Annotated in this window: 18 protein-coding genes and 1 pseudogene; 10 read left to right on the top strand and 9 right to left on the bottom strand. The window is 63.7% G+C overall.

All coding sequences use genetic code 11. From position 1 onward, the window contains the following. Nucleotides 1-19 precede the first annotated feature (19 nt). The 4 genes from ACV1FX_RS23600 to rpsT form a co-directional block, all read right to left on the bottom strand. Entirely contained in the window at nucleotides 20-325 is a 306-nt protein-coding gene (locus ACV1FX_RS23600) for an endonuclease domain-containing protein (protein WP_473119956.1), read from the bottom strand. A 305-nt stretch (nucleotides 326-630) separates the two neighbouring features. Beyond that, a complete protein-coding gene (gene dnaN / locus ACV1FX_RS23595) occupies nucleotides 631-1,749 on the bottom strand; it encodes a DNA polymerase III subunit beta (RefSeq protein WP_473119955.1) in 1,119 nt (372 codons plus the stop codon). Between the two features lie 263 nt (nucleotides 1,750-2,012). Beyond that, on the bottom strand, nucleotides 2,013-3,431 hold the full coding sequence (gene dnaA, locus ACV1FX_RS23590; protein ID WP_473119954.1) for a chromosomal replication initiator protein DnaA: 1,419 nt from the start codon (nucleotides 3,429-3,431) through the stop codon (nucleotides 2,013-2,015). A 1,316-nt stretch (nucleotides 3,432-4,747) separates the two neighbouring features. Further along, complete coding sequence (rpsT, locus tag ACV1FX_RS23585) at nucleotides 4,748-5,014, bottom strand: 30S ribosomal protein S20 (protein WP_458148243.1); 267 nt, start codon at nucleotides 5,012-5,014, stop codon at nucleotides 4,748-4,750. Nucleotides 5,015-5,401: 387 nt separating this feature from the next. On the opposite strand from rpsT, the gene ACV1FX_RS23580 reads away from it, so the two are divergent. The 3 genes from ACV1FX_RS23580 to ACV1FX_RS23570 all read left to right on the top strand — a co-directional run bounded on the left by ACV1FX_RS23580 (nucleotide 5,402) and on the right by ACV1FX_RS23570 (nucleotide 7,457). Then, nucleotides 5,402-5,719, top strand: a complete 318-nt coding sequence (locus ACV1FX_RS23580) for a hypothetical protein (RefSeq protein WP_458148244.1) — start codon at nucleotides 5,402-5,404, stop codon at nucleotides 5,717-5,719. Between the two features lie 137 nt (nucleotides 5,720-5,856). Beyond that, entirely contained in the window at nucleotides 5,857-6,513 is a 657-nt protein-coding gene (msrA, locus tag ACV1FX_RS23575) for a peptide-methionine (S)-S-oxide reductase MsrA (protein ID WP_473119953.1), read from the top strand. A 203-nt stretch (nucleotides 6,514-6,716) separates the two neighbouring features. Then, nucleotides 6,717-7,457 carry a polysaccharide biosynthesis/export family protein gene (locus tag ACV1FX_RS23570; protein ID WP_473119952.1) on the top strand — a complete coding sequence of 247 codons (741 nt, stop codon included), beginning with the start codon at nucleotides 6,717-6,719 and terminating at the stop codon, nucleotides 7,455-7,457. A gap of 154 nt (nucleotides 7,458-7,611) precedes the next feature. Here ACV1FX_RS23570 and ACV1FX_RS23565 read toward each other — a convergent pair whose 3' ends face one another. The 3 genes from ACV1FX_RS23565 to ACV1FX_RS23555 all read right to left on the bottom strand — a co-directional run bounded on the left by ACV1FX_RS23565 (nucleotide 7,612) and on the right by ACV1FX_RS23555 (nucleotide 9,590). Further along, nucleotides 7,612-8,283 (bottom strand): dienelactone hydrolase family protein, encoded by a 672-nt coding sequence (locus tag ACV1FX_RS23565; protein WP_473119951.1) that lies wholly within the window; start codon nucleotides 8,281-8,283, stop codon nucleotides 7,612-7,614. A 186-nt stretch (nucleotides 8,284-8,469) separates the two neighbouring features. Beyond that, nucleotides 8,470-8,808: a hypothetical protein gene (locus tag ACV1FX_RS23560; RefSeq protein ID WP_473119950.1), complete on the bottom strand. Its 339-nt coding sequence runs from the start codon at nucleotides 8,806-8,808 to the stop codon at nucleotides 8,470-8,472. After that, nucleotides 8,805-9,590 (bottom strand): alpha/beta fold hydrolase, encoded by a 786-nt coding sequence (locus tag ACV1FX_RS23555; protein WP_473119949.1) that lies wholly within the window; start codon nucleotides 9,588-9,590, stop codon nucleotides 8,805-8,807. The genes ACV1FX_RS23560 and ACV1FX_RS23555 overlap by 4 nt, the downstream gene beginning before the upstream one ends. A 312-nt stretch (nucleotides 9,591-9,902) precedes the next feature. Here ACV1FX_RS23555 and ACV1FX_RS23550 point away from each other — a divergent pair, with 312 nt between their 5' ends. The 3 genes from ACV1FX_RS23550 (at nucleotide 9,903) to ACV1FX_RS23540 (ending at nucleotide 14,135) form a co-directional block, all read left to right on the top strand. Further along, nucleotides 9,903-10,394 (top strand): (2Fe-2S)-binding protein, encoded by a 492-nt coding sequence (locus ACV1FX_RS23550; protein WP_084808318.1) that lies wholly within the window; start codon nucleotides 9,903-9,905, stop codon nucleotides 10,392-10,394. Then, complete coding sequence (locus ACV1FX_RS23545; RefSeq protein WP_473119948.1) at nucleotides 10,391-12,676, top strand: xanthine dehydrogenase family protein molybdopterin-binding subunit; 2,286 nt, start codon at nucleotides 10,391-10,393, stop codon at nucleotides 12,674-12,676. The genes ACV1FX_RS23550 and ACV1FX_RS23545 overlap by 4 nt, the downstream gene beginning before the upstream one ends. 364 nt (nucleotides 12,677-13,040) lie before the next feature. Further along, the gene (locus ACV1FX_RS23540) at nucleotides 13,041-14,135 is read left to right on the top strand and encodes an HD-GYP domain-containing protein (RefSeq protein WP_473119947.1); all 1,095 of its coding nucleotides are present in this window, start codon (nucleotides 13,041-13,043) and stop codon (nucleotides 14,133-14,135) included. 118 nt (nucleotides 14,136-14,253) lie between these two features. On the opposite strand, the gene ACV1FX_RS23535 is transcribed toward ACV1FX_RS23540, so the two are convergent. Then, nucleotides 14,254-14,682, bottom strand: coding sequence for a VOC family protein (locus ACV1FX_RS23535; RefSeq protein ID WP_473119946.1), 429 nt, complete (start codon nucleotides 14,680-14,682; stop codon nucleotides 14,254-14,256). 103 nt (nucleotides 14,683-14,785) lie between these two features. Here ACV1FX_RS23535 and ACV1FX_RS23530 point away from each other — a divergent pair, with 103 nt between their 5' ends. The 4 genes and pseudogenes from ACV1FX_RS23530 (at nucleotide 14,786) to ACV1FX_RS23515 (ending at nucleotide 17,472) form a co-directional block, all read left to right on the top strand. Then, complete coding sequence (locus ACV1FX_RS23530; RefSeq protein ID WP_473119945.1) at nucleotides 14,786-15,760, top strand: Bug family tripartite tricarboxylate transporter substrate binding protein; 975 nt, start codon at nucleotides 14,786-14,788, stop codon at nucleotides 15,758-15,760. A gap of 165 nt (nucleotides 15,761-15,925) precedes the next feature. Continuing rightward, nucleotides 15,926-16,375, top strand: coding sequence for an ArsR/SmtB family transcription factor (locus ACV1FX_RS23525; protein WP_473119944.1), 450 nt, complete (start codon nucleotides 15,926-15,928; stop codon nucleotides 16,373-16,375). A gap of 11 nt (nucleotides 16,376-16,386) precedes the next feature. Continuing rightward, nucleotides 16,387-16,719, top strand: a pseudogene (locus ACV1FX_RS23520) (SRPBCC family protein); the annotation flags it as partial. A 15-nt stretch (nucleotides 16,720-16,734) separates the two neighbouring features. Beyond that, complete coding sequence (locus ACV1FX_RS23515) at nucleotides 16,735-17,472, top strand: DUF899 domain-containing protein (protein WP_473119943.1); 738 nt, start codon at nucleotides 16,735-16,737, stop codon at nucleotides 17,470-17,472. 115 nt (nucleotides 17,473-17,587) lie between these two features. On the opposite strand, the gene ACV1FX_RS23510 is transcribed toward ACV1FX_RS23515, so the two are convergent. Then, a complete protein-coding gene (locus ACV1FX_RS23510) occupies nucleotides 17,588-18,829 on the bottom strand; it encodes a S1C family serine protease (protein ID WP_473119942.1) in 1,242 nt (413 codons plus the stop codon). Nucleotides 18,830-18,865: the final 36 nt, after the last annotated feature.

The following is an 18,865-nucleotide window of genomic DNA, read 5'->3' as shown; positions in this document are numbered from 1 at the left end:
GCGACGGGTGAGGGGTATCTTACCGCGCACTGAGCTTTGCAAGGATGTCTTCCAACACGGCCGTGGGCTGTTGCAACACCTCATTGTTCCAGTAGCGGGTGATTTGAAACCCTGCCGCGATAAGCGCTGCATCGCGTCTTGTGTCGCTTTGCAGTTCTGCGTGCTGACTGCCATCGATTTCGATCACAAGCCGCTTCTCGAAACATACGAAGTCGAGAATATAATTCTCGACTGGGACTTGTCGGCGAAACTTGAAAGCAGAAAGCCGGCGATCCCTGAGCAAGCGCCACATTGCGGCTTCTGCATCCGTCGGTTCGTGCCGCATGTTCTTCGCGAATTGGCGGTCGGCCGATGGTGCTGGTCCTGTGGCACAGCCTCCTCACCTCGCGTCCTGTTGGTGGAGTGATGGCGGTGCTTTACCCTCTCCCCTTGCGGGAGAGGGTGCCGTCGCGAAGCGACGGCGGGTGAGGGGTTGTCTCCGCAGTGAATATGTGGAGAGAGGACCCCTCACCCCAGTAAGGTCGTGGCTGATGCCCGAGCTGCCCTCTCCCGCAGGGGGAGAGGGCACAGCAATGCGCAGCGCAACCGGTTCATGAGAGATTGTTTGGCGTCGACGCGGGGCCACGCGCCTCACACCCGCATCGGCATCAGCACGTACAGTGCGCTCTTGTCGTCGCGATCCTGGACCAGCGTGGGCGAGCCGGGGTCGGCGAGCTTGAGGGTTGCGACCTCGCCTTCGATCTGGGCGGCGATGTCGAGGAGGTAGCGGGAGTTGAATCCGATATCGAGGGCGTCGGAGGCGTATTCGACCTCGAGCTCTTCGGTGGCGCTGCCGGAATCCGGGTTGGTGACCGACAGCACCAGCTTGCCGGCGGAGAGCGAGAGCTTCACCGCGCGGCCGCGCTCGCTGGAGATGGTGGAGACACGGTCGACCGCGGCCTCGAAATCCTTCTTGTCGACGACCAGTTCCTTGTCGTTGTTTTGCGGGATGACGCGGCCGTAGTCGGGGAAGGTGCCGTCGATCAGCTTCGAGGTCAGCACCACATTGCCGATGGTGAAGCGGATCTTGGCCTGCGACAGCTCGATCGTGACTTCGGCTTCGCTGTCCTCGATCAGCCGCTGCACCTCGCCGACGGTCTTGCGCGGCACGATCACGCCGGGCATGCCGGCGGCGCCCGCCGGCTGCACCAGATCGAGCTGGGCGAGGCGGTGGCCGTCGGTGGCGACGCCGCGCAGGGTCGCGGCTTTGGCAGAGCCTGCGGCATGCAGATAGATGCCGTTGAGATAGTAGCGCGTCTCCTCGGTGGAGATCGCGAACTGGGTGCGGTCGATCAGCCGCTTCACGTCCTTGGCGGCAAGATTGAAGGAATGCGACATGTCGCCGGCCGCAAGATCGGGAAAATCATTCTCCGGTAGCGTCTGCAGCGTGAAGCGCGAGCGGCCGGCGCGGATCGCCAGTACGGAACGGTCGCCATCGCCTTCCAGCACGATCTGCGAGCCGTCGGGCAGCTTGCGCACGATGTCGTAGAACATGTGCGCCGGCACGGTCGTGGAACCGGCGGTCGCGGTTTCCGCAGGCAGCGTCTCCGTTACCTCGAGATCGAGGTCGGTCGCCTTCAGCGCCAATTTTGCGCCCTCTGCGCGTACCAGCACGTTGCCGAGGATCGGGATCGTGTTGCGGCGCTCGACCACGCGGTGGACGTGGCCCAGCGATTTCAGGAGTTGCGCGCGTTCGACCGTAACCTTCATTGCACTACTCGCCCGATCCCCAAGAGAACACATCGTTGGAAAAGCCGGGCGGCCAGAATCGGCGCCGCGGCACGGAAGACACCCGACAGAGCCGGATCATCCAGCCGATATGATCAAAGCCGTCAGGGTCGCGCAAGGTGGCGCGTAAAGCCATCCGATTCAAGGGATTGGGGTGCTGTTCCCCACGATTTACATGCCGGTTTCACCCCGCCCCGGCGGCAAAGCCGGGACGATCGATGGCAGGTCGGAATGGCCTTAGGGGTTTATTCCTGAAGCTGGCGCTTCAGGGATTCGACCTCTTCGGACAGCGCCGTATCCTTGCCGACCAGTGCCTCGATTTTGCGCACCGCGTGCAGCACCGTGGTGTGGTCGCGTCCGCCGAAGCGGCGGCCGATCTCCGGCAGCGAGCGCAGGGTCAGCGTCTTGGCGAGGTACATCGCGACCTGCCGCGGCCGGACCACGTTGGCGGTGCGGCGCGAGGACAGGAGGTCGGAGCGGCTGACATTATACTGCCGCGCCACCACGCGCTGGATGTCCTCGATCTTGATGCGCTTGGGCTCCTGCGGCCGGATCAGGTCGCGCACCTCGCGCTCGGCCATCTCCAGCGTCACCGGCTGGTTGTTCAGCTTCGAGTGGGCGAGCAGCCGGTTGATCGAGCCTTCGAGGTCGCGGCCGTTATGGGTGATGGTGCGCGCCAGATAGTTCAAGACCTCCTCGGGCACATCGAAGCTCGCATGATGGGCGCGGGCGGCCGCGACGCGCGACTTGAGAATGCCAAGCCGCAGATCTTCCCCGAGCGATCCCATCTCGACCACGAGGCCGCCGGCGAGCCGCGAGCGGACGCGATCGTCCAGGCTCTCGAGATCGGACGGCGGGCGATCGGCCGCGATCACGACCTGGCGGCCGGCATCGATCAGCGCGTTCAGCGTGTGGCAGAACTCGGCCTGCGTCGACTTGCCCTGGAGGAACTGGAGGTCGTCGATGACCAGCACGTCGATGCCGCGCAGCGCTTCCTTGAAGGCGAGCGCCGTCTGCGTCTTCAGCGCGGCGACGAAGCCGTACATGAATTTTTCCGCAGTGAGATAGAGCACCTTGCGCTCGCTGCCGGAATTGCCGGCCCAGGTCACCGCCTGCAACAGATGCGTCTTGCCGAGGCCAACGCCGGCATGGATGTAGAGCGGGTTGAACATCACGGGATCGCCGCGACGTCCCTCGGCGACCTGGCGTGCCGCCGCATGCGCCAGCGTGTTGGCGCGGCCGACGACGAAGCTTGCAAAGGTCAGGCGCGGATCGAGCGGCGAGCCGCCGAGCGCGTCATGGCTGGCGGAGACCGGCGCGGTCGCGGTCGCGCGCAGCTCCGCGGAGGGGCGGCCGTCCATGCGTTTGGCTTCGACCGGTGCCGGCACTTCCTTGAGCGCGACGGTCGGGCGCACAGCGGTGCGCACGGTGAGATCGATGCGATGCACTTCCGGCATCTCGGCCTGCCAGCATGAGAGCACGCGCTCGGCATAATGCGCCTGGATCCAGCTCTTCAGGAAACGCGTCGGCACCGACAGCCGCACGCTCTCGTCCTGCACCCCTTCGAGGTCCATGCGTGCGAACCAGCTCGTGTAGACGTCCTCGCCAACGCTCGAGCGCAGCCGCCCCTTCACGCGTGACCAGCGATCCTGTTCCGATGTCATCGTTTGTAACTTTTCTTTGGAGATAAGGTTGCGTTGCGAGTGCCGTTGCAGGTTTGCCTGCCACGGCACGACCTCAAGCGAGTCCATCTCGAAGGCACAGATCGGCCGTTCGGCGCGAACGCCGCGAGGCAGACCAGTGATGTCAAGAATGGTGGGATCGCGAGGTCAGCGCGTACTCAGCGCGCAAGGGCACGCAGGGGGCTGGTCGGAGGACGAACTCGAAACGGCATCGTTCGAAGAAGAGATGTGATTCAATACCGCGTTACGTTCGTTCGACATGGTGCCTCCCCGTCCTGCCGTGATTGCTCACGGCAAGGTCCTGCGTGTCGTCTATGAACTTCGCGCAAGGAACTCCACATTCCCGGCACGAGGCCCGCCCGTCTTCCTAACTCGTCCGGGTGGCGCCGCCTTCACGATTGTCGGGTCGCCCGTCGCTGTCTCTCCGTTGCATCTGAACGCGAACGAGACACGAATGCCCCGCTTGGAGACATTTGGACAAAGCACTACCGTTCCCATATTGCTATGGGTTTCAAACCGACAATCGCTTGGTAAAGCGTCGCCAACGTGCACACCGCCGCCGATTTGCACGCTCGCCCCGTTTCCTAAACCGCGCTGGTCTCAAGATCGTGGGCGCTGCGGACGGCTTTAAGAAATACACGATGCGCCGAGACTCGCAATGAAATTGATTCACAGTTGAGGAGCTTAAATCCTGATCTGCGTTAACGCCGCGCGCGAGTTGTACACAGGGTCGAGAACCAAGTTTTTGAATCGCCGTGCAGAATCGAAGGCAATGCGCGTTGTGTGACAATTCTCCGACGGCGCGCAAAAAATTTTTACAAAAGCGTCACGCGAGTGCCGTGTGAGCCAATTTTCCAAATGCTTTCCGTCACTATGTGGATAAGTGATTATCGAGACATCGTTTTTCGAGTCTCGTTTTGCAGGGTAACCCTCTCATTACGCAGCTCCCCTGGAAACTACGGTACGCGAAATGATGGCGACGCAGGAATGCGTTCTGCTGCGCCAACGCAGGCTTTTCGCAACTGCGGTGAGAGTTTCCGGTGTGACAGAATCGTCAGCAGGTAAAACTACGGGAGGTAAAATAGCGCCGAAGGTTTTTTCAAAGAGCTTCGATCAAAGAGGGCTCTCATGCGTCAGCGAACTCCTGTCACAGAACAGAGTTCGGATCGAAGAGCTTCGAGGACGGAGCTCTGAATCAGAAGCTCCGGCTGCAGCGCTCTGGTCCTCGTCACGCGCCCGACAAAAAGAAAAGCCCGGCGCATGCCGGGCTTCATCTGATCATGCGATGTTCGGTCAGATCACTTGCCGAGCTTGGCGATCTGATGCGTCAGCCGCGACACTTTGCGGCTCGCGTTGTTCTTGTGAATGATATTCCGCTGCGCGGCGCGCATCAGGGCGGGCTCGGCGTTCGCCAGCGCCTTCAGCGCGGCTGTGCGATCGCCAGACTTGATCGCTTCTTCGACGGTGCGGACAGCGCCGCGCATCTGGGTGCGACGCGACTTGTTGACGGCGGTACGACGGGCGATCTTGCGCGTCGCTTTCTTGGCGGAAGTGGTATTGGCCATAGTCTGAAAGATCCTCTGCGGTGACCGGTCGCTTCTTGCTCGGATTAGCGCCGGTTGCTTGAACCGCGAAATCGACGCTCGGTTTTAGGGTGTTCGGTTGCTAAGCAGTTCTTTGGAGCCCGCGCGCCAGCCTTGCGGCTATCGCCTAATAGGGTTGCCTCGCATGGCTCAAAGAACAGCGGCGGCGGGATTGCGCCCGCCGCCAGTTGGCGCCCTTATAGAGGGGGCCTGCGGCACCGTCAACGGCTTCGGGAGGGCTGGAAATGCCCCCCAGACAGCCCGGGAACTGCCGTAACGTACTGACGAGGTTGAATTTCCGCTCTCGCCCCGGTATTGGCTGGCGGCGTTTCGCCTCGTCCCGGCCGGACGGGCATATTAAGGTGATGCATGATCCGCGGCTTTTTCCGACTGATCGGCCTGTTGCTGCTCGCTGGCGGCTTCATCTTCATGGTCTATGACGGCGCCCGCTGGGTGGCGGACCAGACGTTGCGGTTCACCCGGTTCGGCCAGTTCTGGAACGATATCCATCAGTCCAGCCAGCAGGCATTCCGGACCTGGGTCGAGGCCAAGGCCCCCTGGCTGTGGACCTCGGTGATCCGCCTGATCCTGGACCAGCCGGTCTTCGCCGTGCTCGGCATTCTCGGGATCCTCCTGATGATCCTGTTTCGGCCGCGGAAGCCCCTTATCGGCTATTCGCGCGACTGACGCGCGCGCAGTGCATGGGGGCGGCGTAACGGGGCTGCCTCTCCAGCCGTAATTGCCTATATTCAACTGGTATCGCGAGCACGCCGCCTCAGGCGCCCCTGCTTGGGCGACGGACAGCTCGTTTCGGAGATCCGACCATGCTGTTCATGCGCAAGACCACTGCACTCCCGAGCGCAGCCGAGGCGCTGCCGGGCCGTGCGCAGCCTTTGCCGACCGCAACCACCCATTTCGTCAACGGACAGAAGCTCAAGCCGCCATACCCGGCTGGTCTCGAGCAGGCCGTGTTCGGGCTTGGTTGCTTCTGGGGTGCCGAGCGCAAATTCTGGGAGCTCGGCGAGGGCATCCACGTCACCGCGGTCGGCTATGCCGGCGGCCATACGCCCAATCCGACTTATGAAGAAGTCTGCTCGGGCCGCACCGGCCACACCGAAGTGGTGCTGGTCGTGTACGATCCGAACAAGATCTCTTACGAGCGGCTGCTGAAGGCGTTCTGGGAGAACCACAACCCGACGCAAGGCATGCGTCAGGGCAACGACGTCGGCACGCAATATCGAAGCGCGATCTACACCTACAACGATGCGCAGAAGAAGGCCGCCGACGAGTCCAGGGCGCTCTATCAGAAGGCGCTCGCAGGTAAGGGGCTCGGTGCCATCACCACCGAGATCGCGCCCGCCGGCGAGTTCTATTTCGCCGAGGACTACCACCAGCAATATCTCGCCAAGAATCCGGCCGGCTATTGCGGCTTGGGCGGCACCGGCGTCTCCTGCCCGATCGGCGTCGGTGTGAGCGCGTAAGCCACGAACTCGCTGCACCTCTCCCGCTTGCGGGAAAGGTCGCATTGCATCGATGCAATGCGGCTGAAGGCTCTCTCCACTCTTCTCCCGCAAGCGGGAGAGGGAGCGCGCCATGCCCGTTGGTTGCATTGTCGCGTCTCACGTCCCCTCAACGCTTTGTTAACCATACCCGGTGCAAGACTGGAGCCATCTCGGTTCAAGGGATGGCTCCAGTGCGGGTTGCGCGCGCGTTTCGATTGTCGATCTTGGCAGCGTCCGCCGCGCTCGCCCTTGGCGGCTGCATGCAAACCGTCGGTCCCATCGCGGTGGCGCAGCCACGCAGCGATCTCGATTACATGGCCTATGGCCAGCCCGGCGTGCCGCAGCCGGTCGCCGACGGTTCCGGTGGCGGTGCCATCAGCGCGCTCCGCAATTCCTTTGCCGCAGCTCCCGCACCAGTCGCGGCCGGCTATGCCGCGCCGATGCCCATGCCAGCGCGTTACGACGCGTCCTATCATCTCGATGCGGGCGACAAGCTGCGCGTCGTGATCTACGGCCAGGAAGGTCTCACCAACACCTACGCGATCGATGCCGGCGGCGCGATCACCATGCCGCTGATCGGCGCGGTGCCGGCGCGCGGTCGGACCACGGCGGGGCTCGCGTCCGAAATCGCCGCGCGCCTGCGCAACGGCTATATCCGCGAGCCGTCGGTGGCGGTCGAGATCGAAGCCTATCGTCCCTTCTTCATTCTGGGCGAAGTCGCCGCGCCCGGCCAATATCCCTACGTGCCGAACATGACCGTCGAGAGCGCGGTCGCGATCGCCGGCGGCTTCTCGCCGCGCGCCAAGCGCGACGTGGTCACGGTGACCCGCAGCGATGCCGGTGGCGCGATGCGCGCCGTGGTGCCGCTCGGTACCGCCGTCGGCCCGGGCGACACGGTGTACGTCGGCGAGCGCTGGTTCTAACTCCTTCATCATTGTCATTGCGGGGCGCGACGAAAGTCGCGAGCTATGATGCGCAATTGCGCATCTGAGAATCCATAATCCCGGCTCGTGGTTATGGATTCCGGGCCTGGCCCTTCGGGCCATCCCGGAATGATGAAGGCGAGAGATTTGCGCTCTATTTCAAATGCGTCGCAAAGAACGCCATGCTGCGCGGCCAGGCGATATCGGCGCTGGCCTTGTCGTAGCTCGCGCGCTCGTCGCAATGGAAGCCGTGCTGAGCACCCGGATAGATGAACACCTCGACGTCCGCCCGCTTGCTCTTGATGGTCTCGACATCGGACAGGGGAATGCCGGCGTCTTTCTCGCCGAAATGCAGCTGCGTCGGTACCTTGGGCTTTTCATCGGCGAAGCGCACGATGGCACCGCCGTAATAGCCGATTGCCGCCGAGAGGCCGGACAGGCGCGCCGCGGCGACATAGGCGATGCTTCCCCCTAAGCAGAAGCCGATGATGCCGACCGGGCCGACGCTCTTCACCGCATCGATCGCGGCTTGCGTATCGCGCAGCATCGCCGCCCAGTCGGGATCGGCGACGAACTTGCGCGCCTCGGCGATCTCGTCGGGCGAATAGCCCGACTGAAAGTTGGGCGATGTGCGATCGAAGATCGACGGCGCGATCGCGACATAGCCTTCCTTGGCGAGCCGGTCGCAGACCGAGCGAATGTGATGATTGACCCCAAAAATCTCCTGGATCACCACCACCGCGGCTTTCGGGCTGCCTGCAGGGTCGGCGCGATAAGCACCGAACTGGAAATTGTCGGAGGCGGTCAGTTTGATGTCTTGTCCCACGAGGTTGTCCTTCGTTGTTGGTTGTTGAACGATCCGGAAATTCCGCTCTGGCTCCTCATCCTGAGGAGCGCTCCAGCGGAGTGCGTCTCGAAGGATAGAGGCCAGGCGGCCGCAGCGGAGCCTTCATCCTTCGAGACGCTGGCCTTGCAAGCTCCTCAGGATGAGGGGAGGCGGGTCTGCGTGGTCCTACTCCCACATCCAGTTCTCGCCGTAGTCTTCTTTCCATCCTGCGAGGCGACCATGGCGGAATTGCAGGAACAGGCGGTGGCGGTAGGGGATCAGCCGGCTTCCGCCGAGATTGCGCAGGGCGAGGTAGATCTCGTTTCCGGGACGACCGCGAACATATTGCAGCGGCTGGCCCAGTGCCTGTGCCGCCTGGGTGGCATCCATCCCGAACGCCAGCGGCGCGGTGTTGGACAATGTCATGACGAAGGGCAGGCGCGGCGGTGCCCATTGCTCGGCATGCACAGCGCCCATCATCATGCCCAGCGTCATCGCGACAGTTGCCACCATCGTCGGCTTCATCGTTCAGGTTCCTCCGCCTCGTGCGGCAGAGTTTTCAGGAAGGGGACCACCGCGTCAACAAAAGCCTGCGGCTGATCGATGTTGACGGCATGCCCGGCCGCGGGAATCACGACCTTGTGTGCGCCGGGGATTTTTGCGGCCATGTAGTCGGACGCTGCCAGGAACGGCGTGTCGTCGGCGCCGACCACGATCAGCGACGGCACCTCGATGTCGGGCAAAAGCTCCATCACCTTCGCGTCGCGCTGGGTCAGCATGCCGCGCGCGGCGAGCGCGAGCCCCCTGGCGTCGCGGTGGCTGGCGGTCGCGCGTTCGCGGCTCGCGGACGCCAGCACGTTCAGGCCTTCGCGATCGAGCTTGTCGGCCGTGGCGCGTGCGCGCGCGTTCCAGGCCTCGCGCGCATCGTCCTTCTTGAAGCCGGGGCCCGTGTCGATGATCAGGAGCGCTCGCACGCGCTTGCGATGCGCGCGATAGAAGGCCAGTGACATGTAACCACCGAGCGAGAGCCCGCCGATGATGGCGCGCTCTGCGCCAATCGCATCGAGGATCGCAGCCATGTCGCCGACGGTCAGCGCTTCGCTGTAGGCGGCGGGGTTGTCCGGATAGTCCGACTGGCCATGGCCGCGCATGTCCCACAACACGAGCGTGCAGTGACTCGCGAGCGCATCGATCTGCCCATGCCACATCGCCGAGGTGGATGCATAGCCGTGGGTCAGAAGCAGCGGCGGGCCGCTGCCGTGGACCTCGTAGTGGATCGCAACTCCGTCCCGATCGATCCGTGGCATCGCGCCCATCCATGTTCGTTCGTCGAACATCCTAGCGTGATGGGTTACTTCGAGGGTACCGTCGCGCCGCGATGGCATGCATGCGTCGCGCGAACTTGCCGCTTATTCCGTCAGGCGGTTTGCACCAGCGGCCCTGTCGCAACGCACAACGGTGATGCGTGCATCACGTTCGTTTCGACCGATTCCAAATTGCATTTGCCTAGGCAAACGAACGCGATCATTCTTGCGCCCAAGGCCGACGCAAGCCCGGTGGGTGTCGGTCGGACAAGTTGCCGCCGTAAGCGGCTTCATGCACCGGCAAGGGAAGAAACCATGCCTACTCTCACCATCAACGGGCGGAGTATGTCCGTGGATGCGGCGAACGATACGCCGCTCCTTTGGGCGATCCGCGAGCAATTGCAGATGACCGGCACGAAATTCGGCTGTGGTGCCGGCCTGTGCGGCGCCTGCACCGTGCACGTCAACGGCGAAGCCGTGCGTTCGTGCCAGACCATGGTCGGCGACGTCGCCGGCAAGAAGATCACCACCATCGAAGGTCTCTCCGCCAAGGGCGATCACCCCTTGCAGAAGGCGTGGATCGCCGAGCAGGTCCCGCAATGCGGTTACTGCCAGTCAGGGCAGATCATGCAGGCCGCTTCGCTGCTGGCAAAGAATCCCAACCCGACCAAGGAAGAGGTCGTTGCGCACATGGACGGCAATCTCTGCCGTTGCATGACCTATTCACGGATCCAGAAGGCGATCATGCGGGCCGCAACCGAGATGCGCACCGCGTCCGCCTCCGGCAACGAGCGGAGGCCCACATGAACCAGCACGTGAAGAACGTCACGCCCGAGACATCGGATCTCAGCCGCCGCTCCTTCCTGGTCGGCACCGCCGCCACCGGCCTCGTGCTCGGCTATGCCGGCGTGCCCGGAATCGGCGAAGCGCTCGCTGCGGCGCCCGCCAATTTCGAGCCGAGCGTCTGGTACGCGATCTCGCAGGATGGTCTCGTCACCGTGACCTGCGGCAAGGCGGACATGGGCCAGCACATCGCTTCCACCATGGCGCAGATCGTCTGCGAGGAATTGGGAGCCGGCTGGAAAGATATGCGTGTGCAGCTCGCCTCCAACGATCCGAAGTTCAATGACCCCGTACTGGGTGCGCAGATCACCGGCGGCAGCTGGTCGACCATGATGAACTTCGACGCCATGAGCCGTGCGGGTGCCGCGGGCCGCATCGCTTTGACGAACGCCGCTGCGACGTCGATGGGCGTGCCGGCAGGCGAGCTCGTGGTGCGCGATTCCGTGATCTCGCATCCGAAGTCGAAGAAGCAGATGACCTTTGCCGAGGTCGTCAAGAGCGGCAAGGCGACCAAGACCTTCACGGCCGACGAGCTCAAGGCGATCACGCTGAAGACGCCGGATCAATACACCATGATCGGCGTGTCGGTGCCGCAGCTCGACATTCCCTCCAAGACCAACGGCACGGCCAAGTACGGTATCGACGTCATGCTGCCTGGCATGGTCTACGGCAAGGTGGTGACGCCGCCGGTGCGCTACGGCGCAACCGTGAAGTCGGTCGACGATAGCGACGCCAGGAAGGTGCCCGGCTTCATCAAGGCCGTCACGCTGGATGACAAGACCGGCACGACGACCGGCTGGGTGGTGGCTGTCGCCAACACCTACGCCAACGCGCGCAAGGCCGCGGACGCGTTGAAGATCGCCTATGACGGCGGTCCAAACGCAAAGCTGTCGAGCCAGTCGCTGCTCGACGAGGCGAAGCGGCTTCAGGGCCTTGACGATTCCGGCCAGTACTTCGTCAAGGACGGCGATCCGAATGCGGCGTTCGGCTCGGCGGCCAAGGTGCTGGAGGCGGAGTACACCACCAACATCAACATCCACGCGCCGATGGAGCCGATGAACGCCACCGCGGAGTTCAAGGGCGACATCCTGCACATCTATTCCGGCAACCAGTTCGCGACGCGCTCCGGCGCGATCGCCGCTGGTGCCGCCGGGATCGATCCGAAGTTCGTCGTCATGCACCAGATGTGGCTCGGCGGCGGCTTCGGCCGGCGGCTCGATGCCGACATGATGGTGCCGGCGGTGCAGGCGGCCAAGGCCGTCGGCAAGCCGGTCAAGGTGATCTACTCGCGCGAGAACGACATGACGATGGATTTCTCGCGTCCGCTCACCTACCAAAAAGTGAAGGCCGGCGTGGACGGCGACGGCAAGATCGTCGCGATCAGCCACGACGTTGTTTCGGCCTGGCCGACGGCGCGCTGGGGAATCCCCGATTTCCTGACGCCCTCGGTCGACAAGAAGGGCCCGCTTGATAGCTTCACGGTGAACGGGTCGGACTTCTTCTATACCGTGCCCAATCACTATGTGCGGGCGATCAAGAACGAGATAGCGCACAACGCCACCCCGTCGGGTCAGCTCCGCTCGGTGGCACCGGGGTGGACCTTCTGGGCCGTCGAAAGCATGATCGACGAGATCGCGGCTGCGACGGGCAAGGATCCCGCCCAGCTTCGCATCTCGCTGCTCGACGGCGCGGGCAAGAACGACGGCGGCGCACAGCGGCTGCGCAACACGCTGCTCGCCGCGATGGGCCTTGCGGGCTACGGCACCAAGAAGCTGCCCAAGGGAGAAGGCATGGGCGTGGCCTGCGTGTCGTCGCAGGAACGTGCGACCGCAAGCTGGACGGCGTGCGTCGCGCATGTCGCCGTCGCGCCGTCGGGGGCCGTGACCGTGAAGAAGCTCACGGTTGCGACCGACGTCGGCACGCAGGTGCATCCCGACAACATCCGAGCCCAGGTCGAGGGTGCGGCGCTGTGGGGCCTGTCGCTTGCGTTGTACGAGAAGGCGACGCTGAAGGACGGTGGCATCGAGCAGACCAATTTCGACAGCTACACGCCCCTCCGCATGAGCCAGATGCCGGAAGTCGCGGTCGCCGTGATCGCCAATGGCGAGAAGGCGACCGGCGTCGGTGAGCCCGCGGTGACGGTGGTCGCCCCGGCCATCGGCAACGCCATCTTCAACGCCTCGGGCGCCCGCGTCCGAGCACTGCCGATCACGGCGGAGGCCGTGAAGGCGAACATGAAGGCATAAGCAGGCCGCAGCCCTGCGATCGAGACGATCCGCCGGAGGCCAGCCTCCGGCGGATTTTTTCCGGGACGCTGTATCTGCATATTCGCTGTCGTGACCGGGGCACCCAGTACGCCGCGGCTTCTCCGCATCACTCCGCCGCCTTTTGGATACTGGATCACCCGCTTTCGCGGGTGATGACGGCGGTAAGTGTGGCGAAACTTTCCGACCCGTCGGCACCTCGGCAAAATCCCTCAAATTTGAACAAATGCCTCAGGTTCCCGTTCAGCACGCGCATTAAGGGCCGGAGAACCTGATGCCGCTAGATTGGTGCAGTCGAGCACAGTGCTCTTTTCAGTTGCCTGTTTCAGTTGCTTTTGGGGAAGCCATGAACGCGCCAGCCAAATCCGCCGCCAAACGCCGGCTTCTGCTCGCCTCCGACCGGAGCGATGCGAGCACCGAGCTCGCCAGCATCTTGAAGGCGGTCGGCGATGTCTCGACGGTGACGACGCAGGAGATCCCCGAGCAGCCCTCGCGCGACCTCTCCGGTCTCGTCGTCGACATCAATCTGCGTTCACCCGAAAGCGTGCAGCGCGTACGCAACAAGCTGCGCGGCGATGCCTATCGTTCGATGCCGCGGCTGTTCGTGCTGGCGGATGCGCTTCACCACGGCACCATGCAGGCCTGGGCGTTAGGAGCCACCGACACGATCTCGCGGCCGCTGCAACCCGAGGCCATCTTGCAGCGCATCCGCGCCGCGTTTCCGGATACCACCACCTACGACGCTAGCGACCGCGGCAAGACGCTGAACCGCGGCGTCGAGGCGGCGCATGGCGTGCTGGCGAAAATGTTCGAGAAGCTGCCGCTCGGCGTGCCCCTGACCTTCGACGACGTCATCGCTGCCGAAAACAAGATCCTCAAGGCGATCAAGCATTCCTCGCTGCGCGAGTGGCTCACCACCGTCGGCTGCCATCATGTCGGCAGCTACCGGCATTGTCTGTTCGTCACCGGCTTTGCAGTCGCCTTCGCGCAGCATCTCGGCATGCGCGAGGACGACCAGCGCCGCCTGACCCGCGCCGCTCTGCTGCACGACGTCGGCAAGGCCTTCGTTTCGTCAGCGCTGCTGGACAAGCCCGGCAAGCTCACCGACGAGGAGATGGATGAGGTCCGTCAGCATCCGCGCCGCGGTTACGAGGCGCTGGCAGCGCAAGGCGGCTTCCCGCCGGAAATGCTCGATGTGGTGTTGCACCACCACGAGTTCCTCGACGGCAGCGGCTATCCGAACCAGCTCTCCTCGAACCAGATCAGCGATATCGTCCGCCTGACGACAATCGTCGACATCTACGCGGCGCTGGTCGAGAAGCGCGCCTATCGCATGCCCTTCACGCACTCCCGCGCCTTCGCGATGCTGGAGGGCATGGGCGGCAAGCTGGACCAGCAGCTCGTGCAGGCCTTCCGCCCGGTCGCGCTGGGATCGTTCTGACGAAACAGGCTCCGCTGCCGATGGGTTAGCGAAGCGTAACCCACCACTTTCTCGCCCGCAGCCATGGTGGGTTACGCCTAGCGGACTGCGCCTCGCGCAGCCGCGGGGGCTAACCACCCTACGAATTCTGCCGGCCGCCATCCTCATACGACGAAATCTCGATCAGGCTGCCGTCGGGATCGCGGCAATAGACCGAGCGCAACATGCCGCGGGCGCCCTGCCTGGCCGACGGGCCTTCCTCGATCGCGACGCCATGCGCGGTCAGATGCGCCACCACGTCGTCGGGCGTGGCCGTGGTGAGGAAGCACAGATCCTCGCTGCCGGCAGTCGCGTGGTCCGCGGTGAACCACTCCACCTTGTCGGCATCGCGCGGCCGGACGTTGATCTTCTGGTTGCCGAACTGAAGCGAGGTCCGCGGCGCTTTGCCGCCGCCCGGGTCGAACACCCTGACTTCCATGCCGAGGATTTTGCGATACCACTCGGCGGTGCGCGCGACGTCGGCGACGTTGATGACGAGGTGATCGAGGGCCTGAACGGTGACGGACATGCCTTATCCTTTCGTCGCGATGCCGGTAGCGCACTTCTCGTCACCGGCGGGCTTTGTTACAACGCGTTGCCTTCAAGAACAACAAACTGGGAGAAGACTTCAGATGATCACACGCCGCACCGCGCTGGGCCTGCTCGCCGTCACTCCGCTTGCAACCGCGCCGCTGTCAAAGGCCTTTGCGGCGGATTATCCGGCGCGGCCGGTGAAATGGGTCGTCGGCTATCCGCCCGGAGGCGCCACCGACATCCTGGCGCGGCTGATCGGCCAGCGGCTGTCGGAAAAGTTCGGCCAGCAATTCGTGATCGAGAACAAGCCCGGCGCCGGCAACAATATCGGCACCGAGTCCGTCGTCAATGCCGATCCCGACGGCTACACGCTGCTGCTGGTCAACCCGGCCAATTACATCAACGCCTCGCTCTACGCCAATCTCAAGTTCAACTTCGTGCGCGACATTGCGCCGGTCGCCTCGTTCCAGCGAGTGCCGAACGTGATGACCGTGAACAAGGACGTGCCGGCGAAGAACGTCGCCGAGTTCATCGAATATGTGAAGGCCAATCCCGGCAAGGTGAACATGGCCTCTTCGGGCAACGGCACTTCGGTGCATCTGTCCGGCGAGATGTTCATGGCGATGACCGGCTGCAAGATGCAGCACGTGCCCTATCGCGGTGCGGCGCCCGCGATCACCGACATGCTGGGCGGCCAGGTGCAGGTGATCTTCGACAACATGCCCTCGATCATCCAGCACATCCGCTCCGGCTCGCTTCGCGCGCTTGGCGTCACCACCGCCGACCGTTCCTCGCAACTGCCCGACGTGCAGGCGATCGCGGAAACCGTTCCGAATTACGAGGCGAGCGCACTGTTCGGCATGGGCGCGCCGAAGAACACTCCGAAGGAGATCATCGCCAGGCTCAACAGCGAGATCAACACGATCATGAAGGAGCCCGACATGACCAAGCGCCTGGTCGAGCTCGGCGGCGAGCCGCTCGTGCAGACGCCGGACGCGTTCGGCGACATGATCAAGGCCGAGACCGACAAGTGGAAGAAGGTCGTCGAGTTCGCCGGCCTGAAGGTCGAGTAGCGATCTCCGTAGCTAGCGCACGACGCAAGCCCCGCCGCGAGGCGGGGCTTTTTCATGCGCGGGCCGGAACCGGGTCCCGGGCCCGCGCACGATCACGCACTCGTGCGGAGGAGTGTACGCGCAGTCGCGCTTGACGTCGTCGCGCTTCCGCTTATACTAAACCATATGGTTAAGTATCGGGACGAGACGCTGGATCGAACCTTTGCGGCGCTGTCCGATCCGACGCGGCGCGCGTTGCTGGCGCGGCTCGTCGAGGAGGACGGCCTGTCGGTGAGCGAGCTGGCCGCGCCATTTTCGATCTCGCTCCCCGCGATCATGAAGCATCTCGAGGTGTTGTCGGATGCGGGCCTGATCGTGCGGGAGAAGACCGGGCGGACGGTCGCCTGCCGGCTCACCGCGCAGCCGATGGAGCAGGCGATGAATTGGCTCAATCGCTACGCGCGCTTCTGGTCCGACAATTTCGATCGCCTTGCAGCTTTTGTGGAGGAAGACCCATGGCCGTCAACCAAGCAGCCGCAGCCGGCAGCGGCGAACGTCCAAGCCTCACCCTCACGCGCAGGCTCCGCGCGAAGCCGGAAAGGGTCTACGCCGCGTGGACGCAGGCCGAGCAGCTAGCGCAGTGGTTCGGCCCGCCGAACATCAAGCCCGCGACGGTGCAGGCCGAACTCGATGTCCGTACCGGCGGCCGCTACCGCATCAGCTTCACCCGCGACGACGGCGAATATTTCGAGGCCGGCGGGATCTACCGCGAGGTCGTGCCGAACGAGCGGCTGGTGTTCTCCTGGGCCTGGCACTCGACGCCGGAACGCGAGTCGCTCGTCACCATCTCGTTCAAGCCAGACAACGGCGGCACGCTGATGATCTTCCATCATGCCCAGTTCTTCGACGAAACCGCACGCGACAACCATCAGCGCGGCTGGAGCTCGTTCTTCGACAAGCTCGACGCCTTCGTCGCCTGATCAACGGAGTTCATCATGCAGCAGCATCAGATCGTTTCCCGCCAGGAGTGGATCGACGCGCGCAAGGCCCATCTGGCGCATGAGAAGGAGTTCAGCCAGGCGCGCGAGCGTCTCGCGGAGGAGCGCCGCAACCTTCCCTGGGTCAAGCTTGACCGCGACTACGTATTCGATGGCCCGAACGGCAAGGTGACGCTCGCCGACCTCTTCAAGGGGCGTCCGCAGCTCGTCGTGCAGCACATCATGTTCGCGCCCGATTGGGACGCGGCCTGCAAGAGCTGCTCGTTCTGGGCCGATGGCTTCGAGCGCATGGTGCCGCATCTGGCCGCGCGCGACACCACCATGGTCGCGATCTCACTCGCGCCGGTCGCCAAGCTCGAGGCGTTCAGGAAGCGCATGGGCTGGACCTTCGACTGGGTCTCCTCGGGCGGCAATGACTTCAATCACGACTACGGCGTGACGTTCACGCGCGAAGAGATCGACAACGGCGAGCCGAAATACAATTTCGGCACCACGCGGTTCTACGGTCCCGAGCTGCCCGGCATCAGCGTGTTCTTCCGTGACGAGGCCGGCACCGTCTTCCACACCTATTCGTGCTTCGCCCGTGGTCTCGACATGATGAACGCGGCCTACCAGTATCTCGATCTCACGCCGCTCGGCCGTCACGAGGAAGGCCTGCCCTATCCGATGGACTGGGTGCGGCTGCGCGACCAGTACGAGCCTGCTGCGGCAAAGGCGGCGTGCTGCCACAGCTAGGTCCCGGACGGCTGCTGATGCTTCTGGCAAGCACTATCTACATTCTTCGTGTCATCGCCCGCCTCGTGCGCGCTTGACAGCGAAGGTTGACGAGGCAGCATGCCTCGCACAACACCTATCGCTTTGCGTCGGCCTGCTCCGTCCCGGTGCACGAGATCAGCATCGTATAGGCGCGGGCGTTGCCGGCGATGTCGGTGGTCTTGAGCTCGCCCTTCGACTCGGCGGTCTGGTAGGGCACCACCGAATTGTCGAGGAAGTCGCGCAGTGCGCCGGTCTTGATGGCGAAGTTGATGTTTTCCGGGATGTTGCCGGTGGCCGCGGCGATGCGCAATCCCGGGAGCTTTCCTGTGACCACGCCCACGATCTGACCGCCATTGTCGAACAGCGGGCCGCCGCTGTTGCCGGGCTGCACCGGCGCACTGATTTGCAGGAAACGTGTGTCGTTGTGGATGCCGCTGAGCGAGCTCACGATACCGGTCGTCACGGTGAAGTCCGACGTCAGCAAGCCATGATAGGGAAAGCCGATCGCGACGACGGAATCGCCGGAGTGGAATGAGCGATCGCGGATCCGGGCAAAATCCTTGAATGCCACCGTCGATGACGGCTGCAACAAAGCCAGATCGTTATTCGCATCGCTCGACACGACGCGCAACACCATCGCGGCTTCGCCAGTGAGATTGCCCTTGAGCTCGCTGCAGCCGTCGATCACGTGGTTGTTGGTGACAATGTGTCCGCTAGTGCTGACCACGAAGCCGGTGCCAAAGCCGCTCTTGGCCTTGCCGGGCTTGCTGGCCGGTGGTGCACCTTGCTTGTCCGCCGTGGCCGCCGGCTTCGCCGCGCCTTTTGTGAAATCGCCGGCCTTGTCTAGCCCGTCGGCTTTCACCTTGGTCACGCAATTGGCCAAGGCCGCAATTACCGGCCCGGTCGAGGTCAGATCGAAATTCAGAGCGGCGCGGCCGGCCGTCGCCACCATCAGGCTCGCCTTCTGAAACGTACGCACAACATTGAGCGGCATGATGGCTGTGAGCATGTTGGATTGATACGCCGTGGCGTACAGCCTGGCCTGCTCCTGCCCGTCAAAGGTTACGTCGATCGCGGCGTTCTCGCCCTTGTTGAAGTGGTAGCTGGGACTCGCAAAGGCTAGCGACCATGTGCCGGCGGCATTTTGGCTCACGACCAGGATCACGCCGTTTGCATATGGCGTCGTCGCGGCGCAATGAGAGAAGGCACCGGTCTGATCGTTACTGAACGCGCCCCCGACCCAATTGCCGATATTGACGGACCCGAACGGTCCCGCAGCGTTGGCAAACCCGACAAGAAAAACGTGCAGCGCGCACGCCACAGCCCACTTCAACATTGCAAAGCCCCCGGAATGCTTCTTGTGCCGCATCTT

Source organism: Bradyrhizobium ingae (assembly GCF_055791185.1).
The sequence above is the reverse complement of the archived record's forward strand: the minus strand, read 5'-3'. Positions and strand labels throughout refer to the sequence as shown.

What these genes read in the sequence shown, in the direction of transcription:
- ACV1FX_RS23600 (WP_473119956.1), bottom strand. Translation starts at nt 325, where the DNA reads ATGCGGCACGAACCGACGGATGCAGAAGCCGCAATGTGGCGCTTGCTC.
- dnaN (WP_473119955.1), bottom strand. Translation starts at nt 1,749, where the DNA reads ATGAAGGTTACGGTCGAACGCGCGCAACTCCTGAAATCGCTGGGCCAC.
- dnaA (WP_473119954.1), bottom strand. Translation starts at nt 3,431, where the DNA reads ATGACATCGGAACAGGATCGCTGGTCACGCGTGAAGGGGCGGCTGCGC.
- rpsT (WP_458148243.1), bottom strand. Translation starts at nt 5,014, where the DNA reads ATGGCCAATACCACTTCCGCCAAGAAAGCGACGCGCAAGATCGCCCGT.
- ACV1FX_RS23580 (WP_458148244.1), top strand. Translation starts at nt 5,402, where the DNA reads ATGATCCGCGGCTTTTTCCGACTGATCGGCCTGTTGCTGCTCGCTGGC.
- msrA (WP_473119953.1), top strand. Translation starts at nt 5,857, where the DNA reads ATGCTGTTCATGCGCAAGACCACTGCACTCCCGAGCGCAGCCGAGGCG.
- ACV1FX_RS23570 (WP_473119952.1), top strand. Translation starts at nt 6,717, where the DNA reads ATGGCTCCAGTGCGGGTTGCGCGCGCGTTTCGATTGTCGATCTTGGCA.
- ACV1FX_RS23560 (WP_473119950.1), bottom strand. Translation starts at nt 8,808, where the DNA reads ATGAAGCCGACGATGGTGGCAACTGTCGCGATGACGCTGGGCATGATG.
- ACV1FX_RS23555 (WP_473119949.1), bottom strand. Translation starts at nt 9,590, where the DNA reads ATGCCACGGATCGATCGGGACGGAGTTGCGATCCACTACGAGGTCCAC.
- ACV1FX_RS23550 (WP_084808318.1), top strand. Translation starts at nt 9,903, where the DNA reads ATGCCTACTCTCACCATCAACGGGCGGAGTATGTCCGTGGATGCGGCG.
- ACV1FX_RS23545 (WP_473119948.1), top strand. Translation starts at nt 10,391, where the DNA reads ATGAACCAGCACGTGAAGAACGTCACGCCCGAGACATCGGATCTCAGC.
- ACV1FX_RS23540 (WP_473119947.1), top strand. Translation starts at nt 13,041, where the DNA reads ATGAACGCGCCAGCCAAATCCGCCGCCAAACGCCGGCTTCTGCTCGCC.
- ACV1FX_RS23535 (WP_473119946.1), bottom strand. Translation starts at nt 14,682, where the DNA reads ATGTCCGTCACCGTTCAGGCCCTCGATCACCTCGTCATCAACGTCGCC.
- ACV1FX_RS23530 (WP_473119945.1), top strand. Translation starts at nt 14,786, where the DNA reads ATGATCACACGCCGCACCGCGCTGGGCCTGCTCGCCGTCACTCCGCTT.
- ACV1FX_RS23525 (WP_473119944.1), top strand. Translation starts at nt 15,926, where the DNA reads ATGGTTAAGTATCGGGACGAGACGCTGGATCGAACCTTTGCGGCGCTG.
- ACV1FX_RS23515 (WP_473119943.1), top strand. Translation starts at nt 16,735, where the DNA reads ATGCAGCAGCATCAGATCGTTTCCCGCCAGGAGTGGATCGACGCGCGC.
- ACV1FX_RS23510 (WP_473119942.1), bottom strand. Translation starts at nt 18,829, where the DNA reads ATGTTGAAGTGGGCTGTGGCGTGCGCGCTGCACGTTTTTCTTGTCGGG.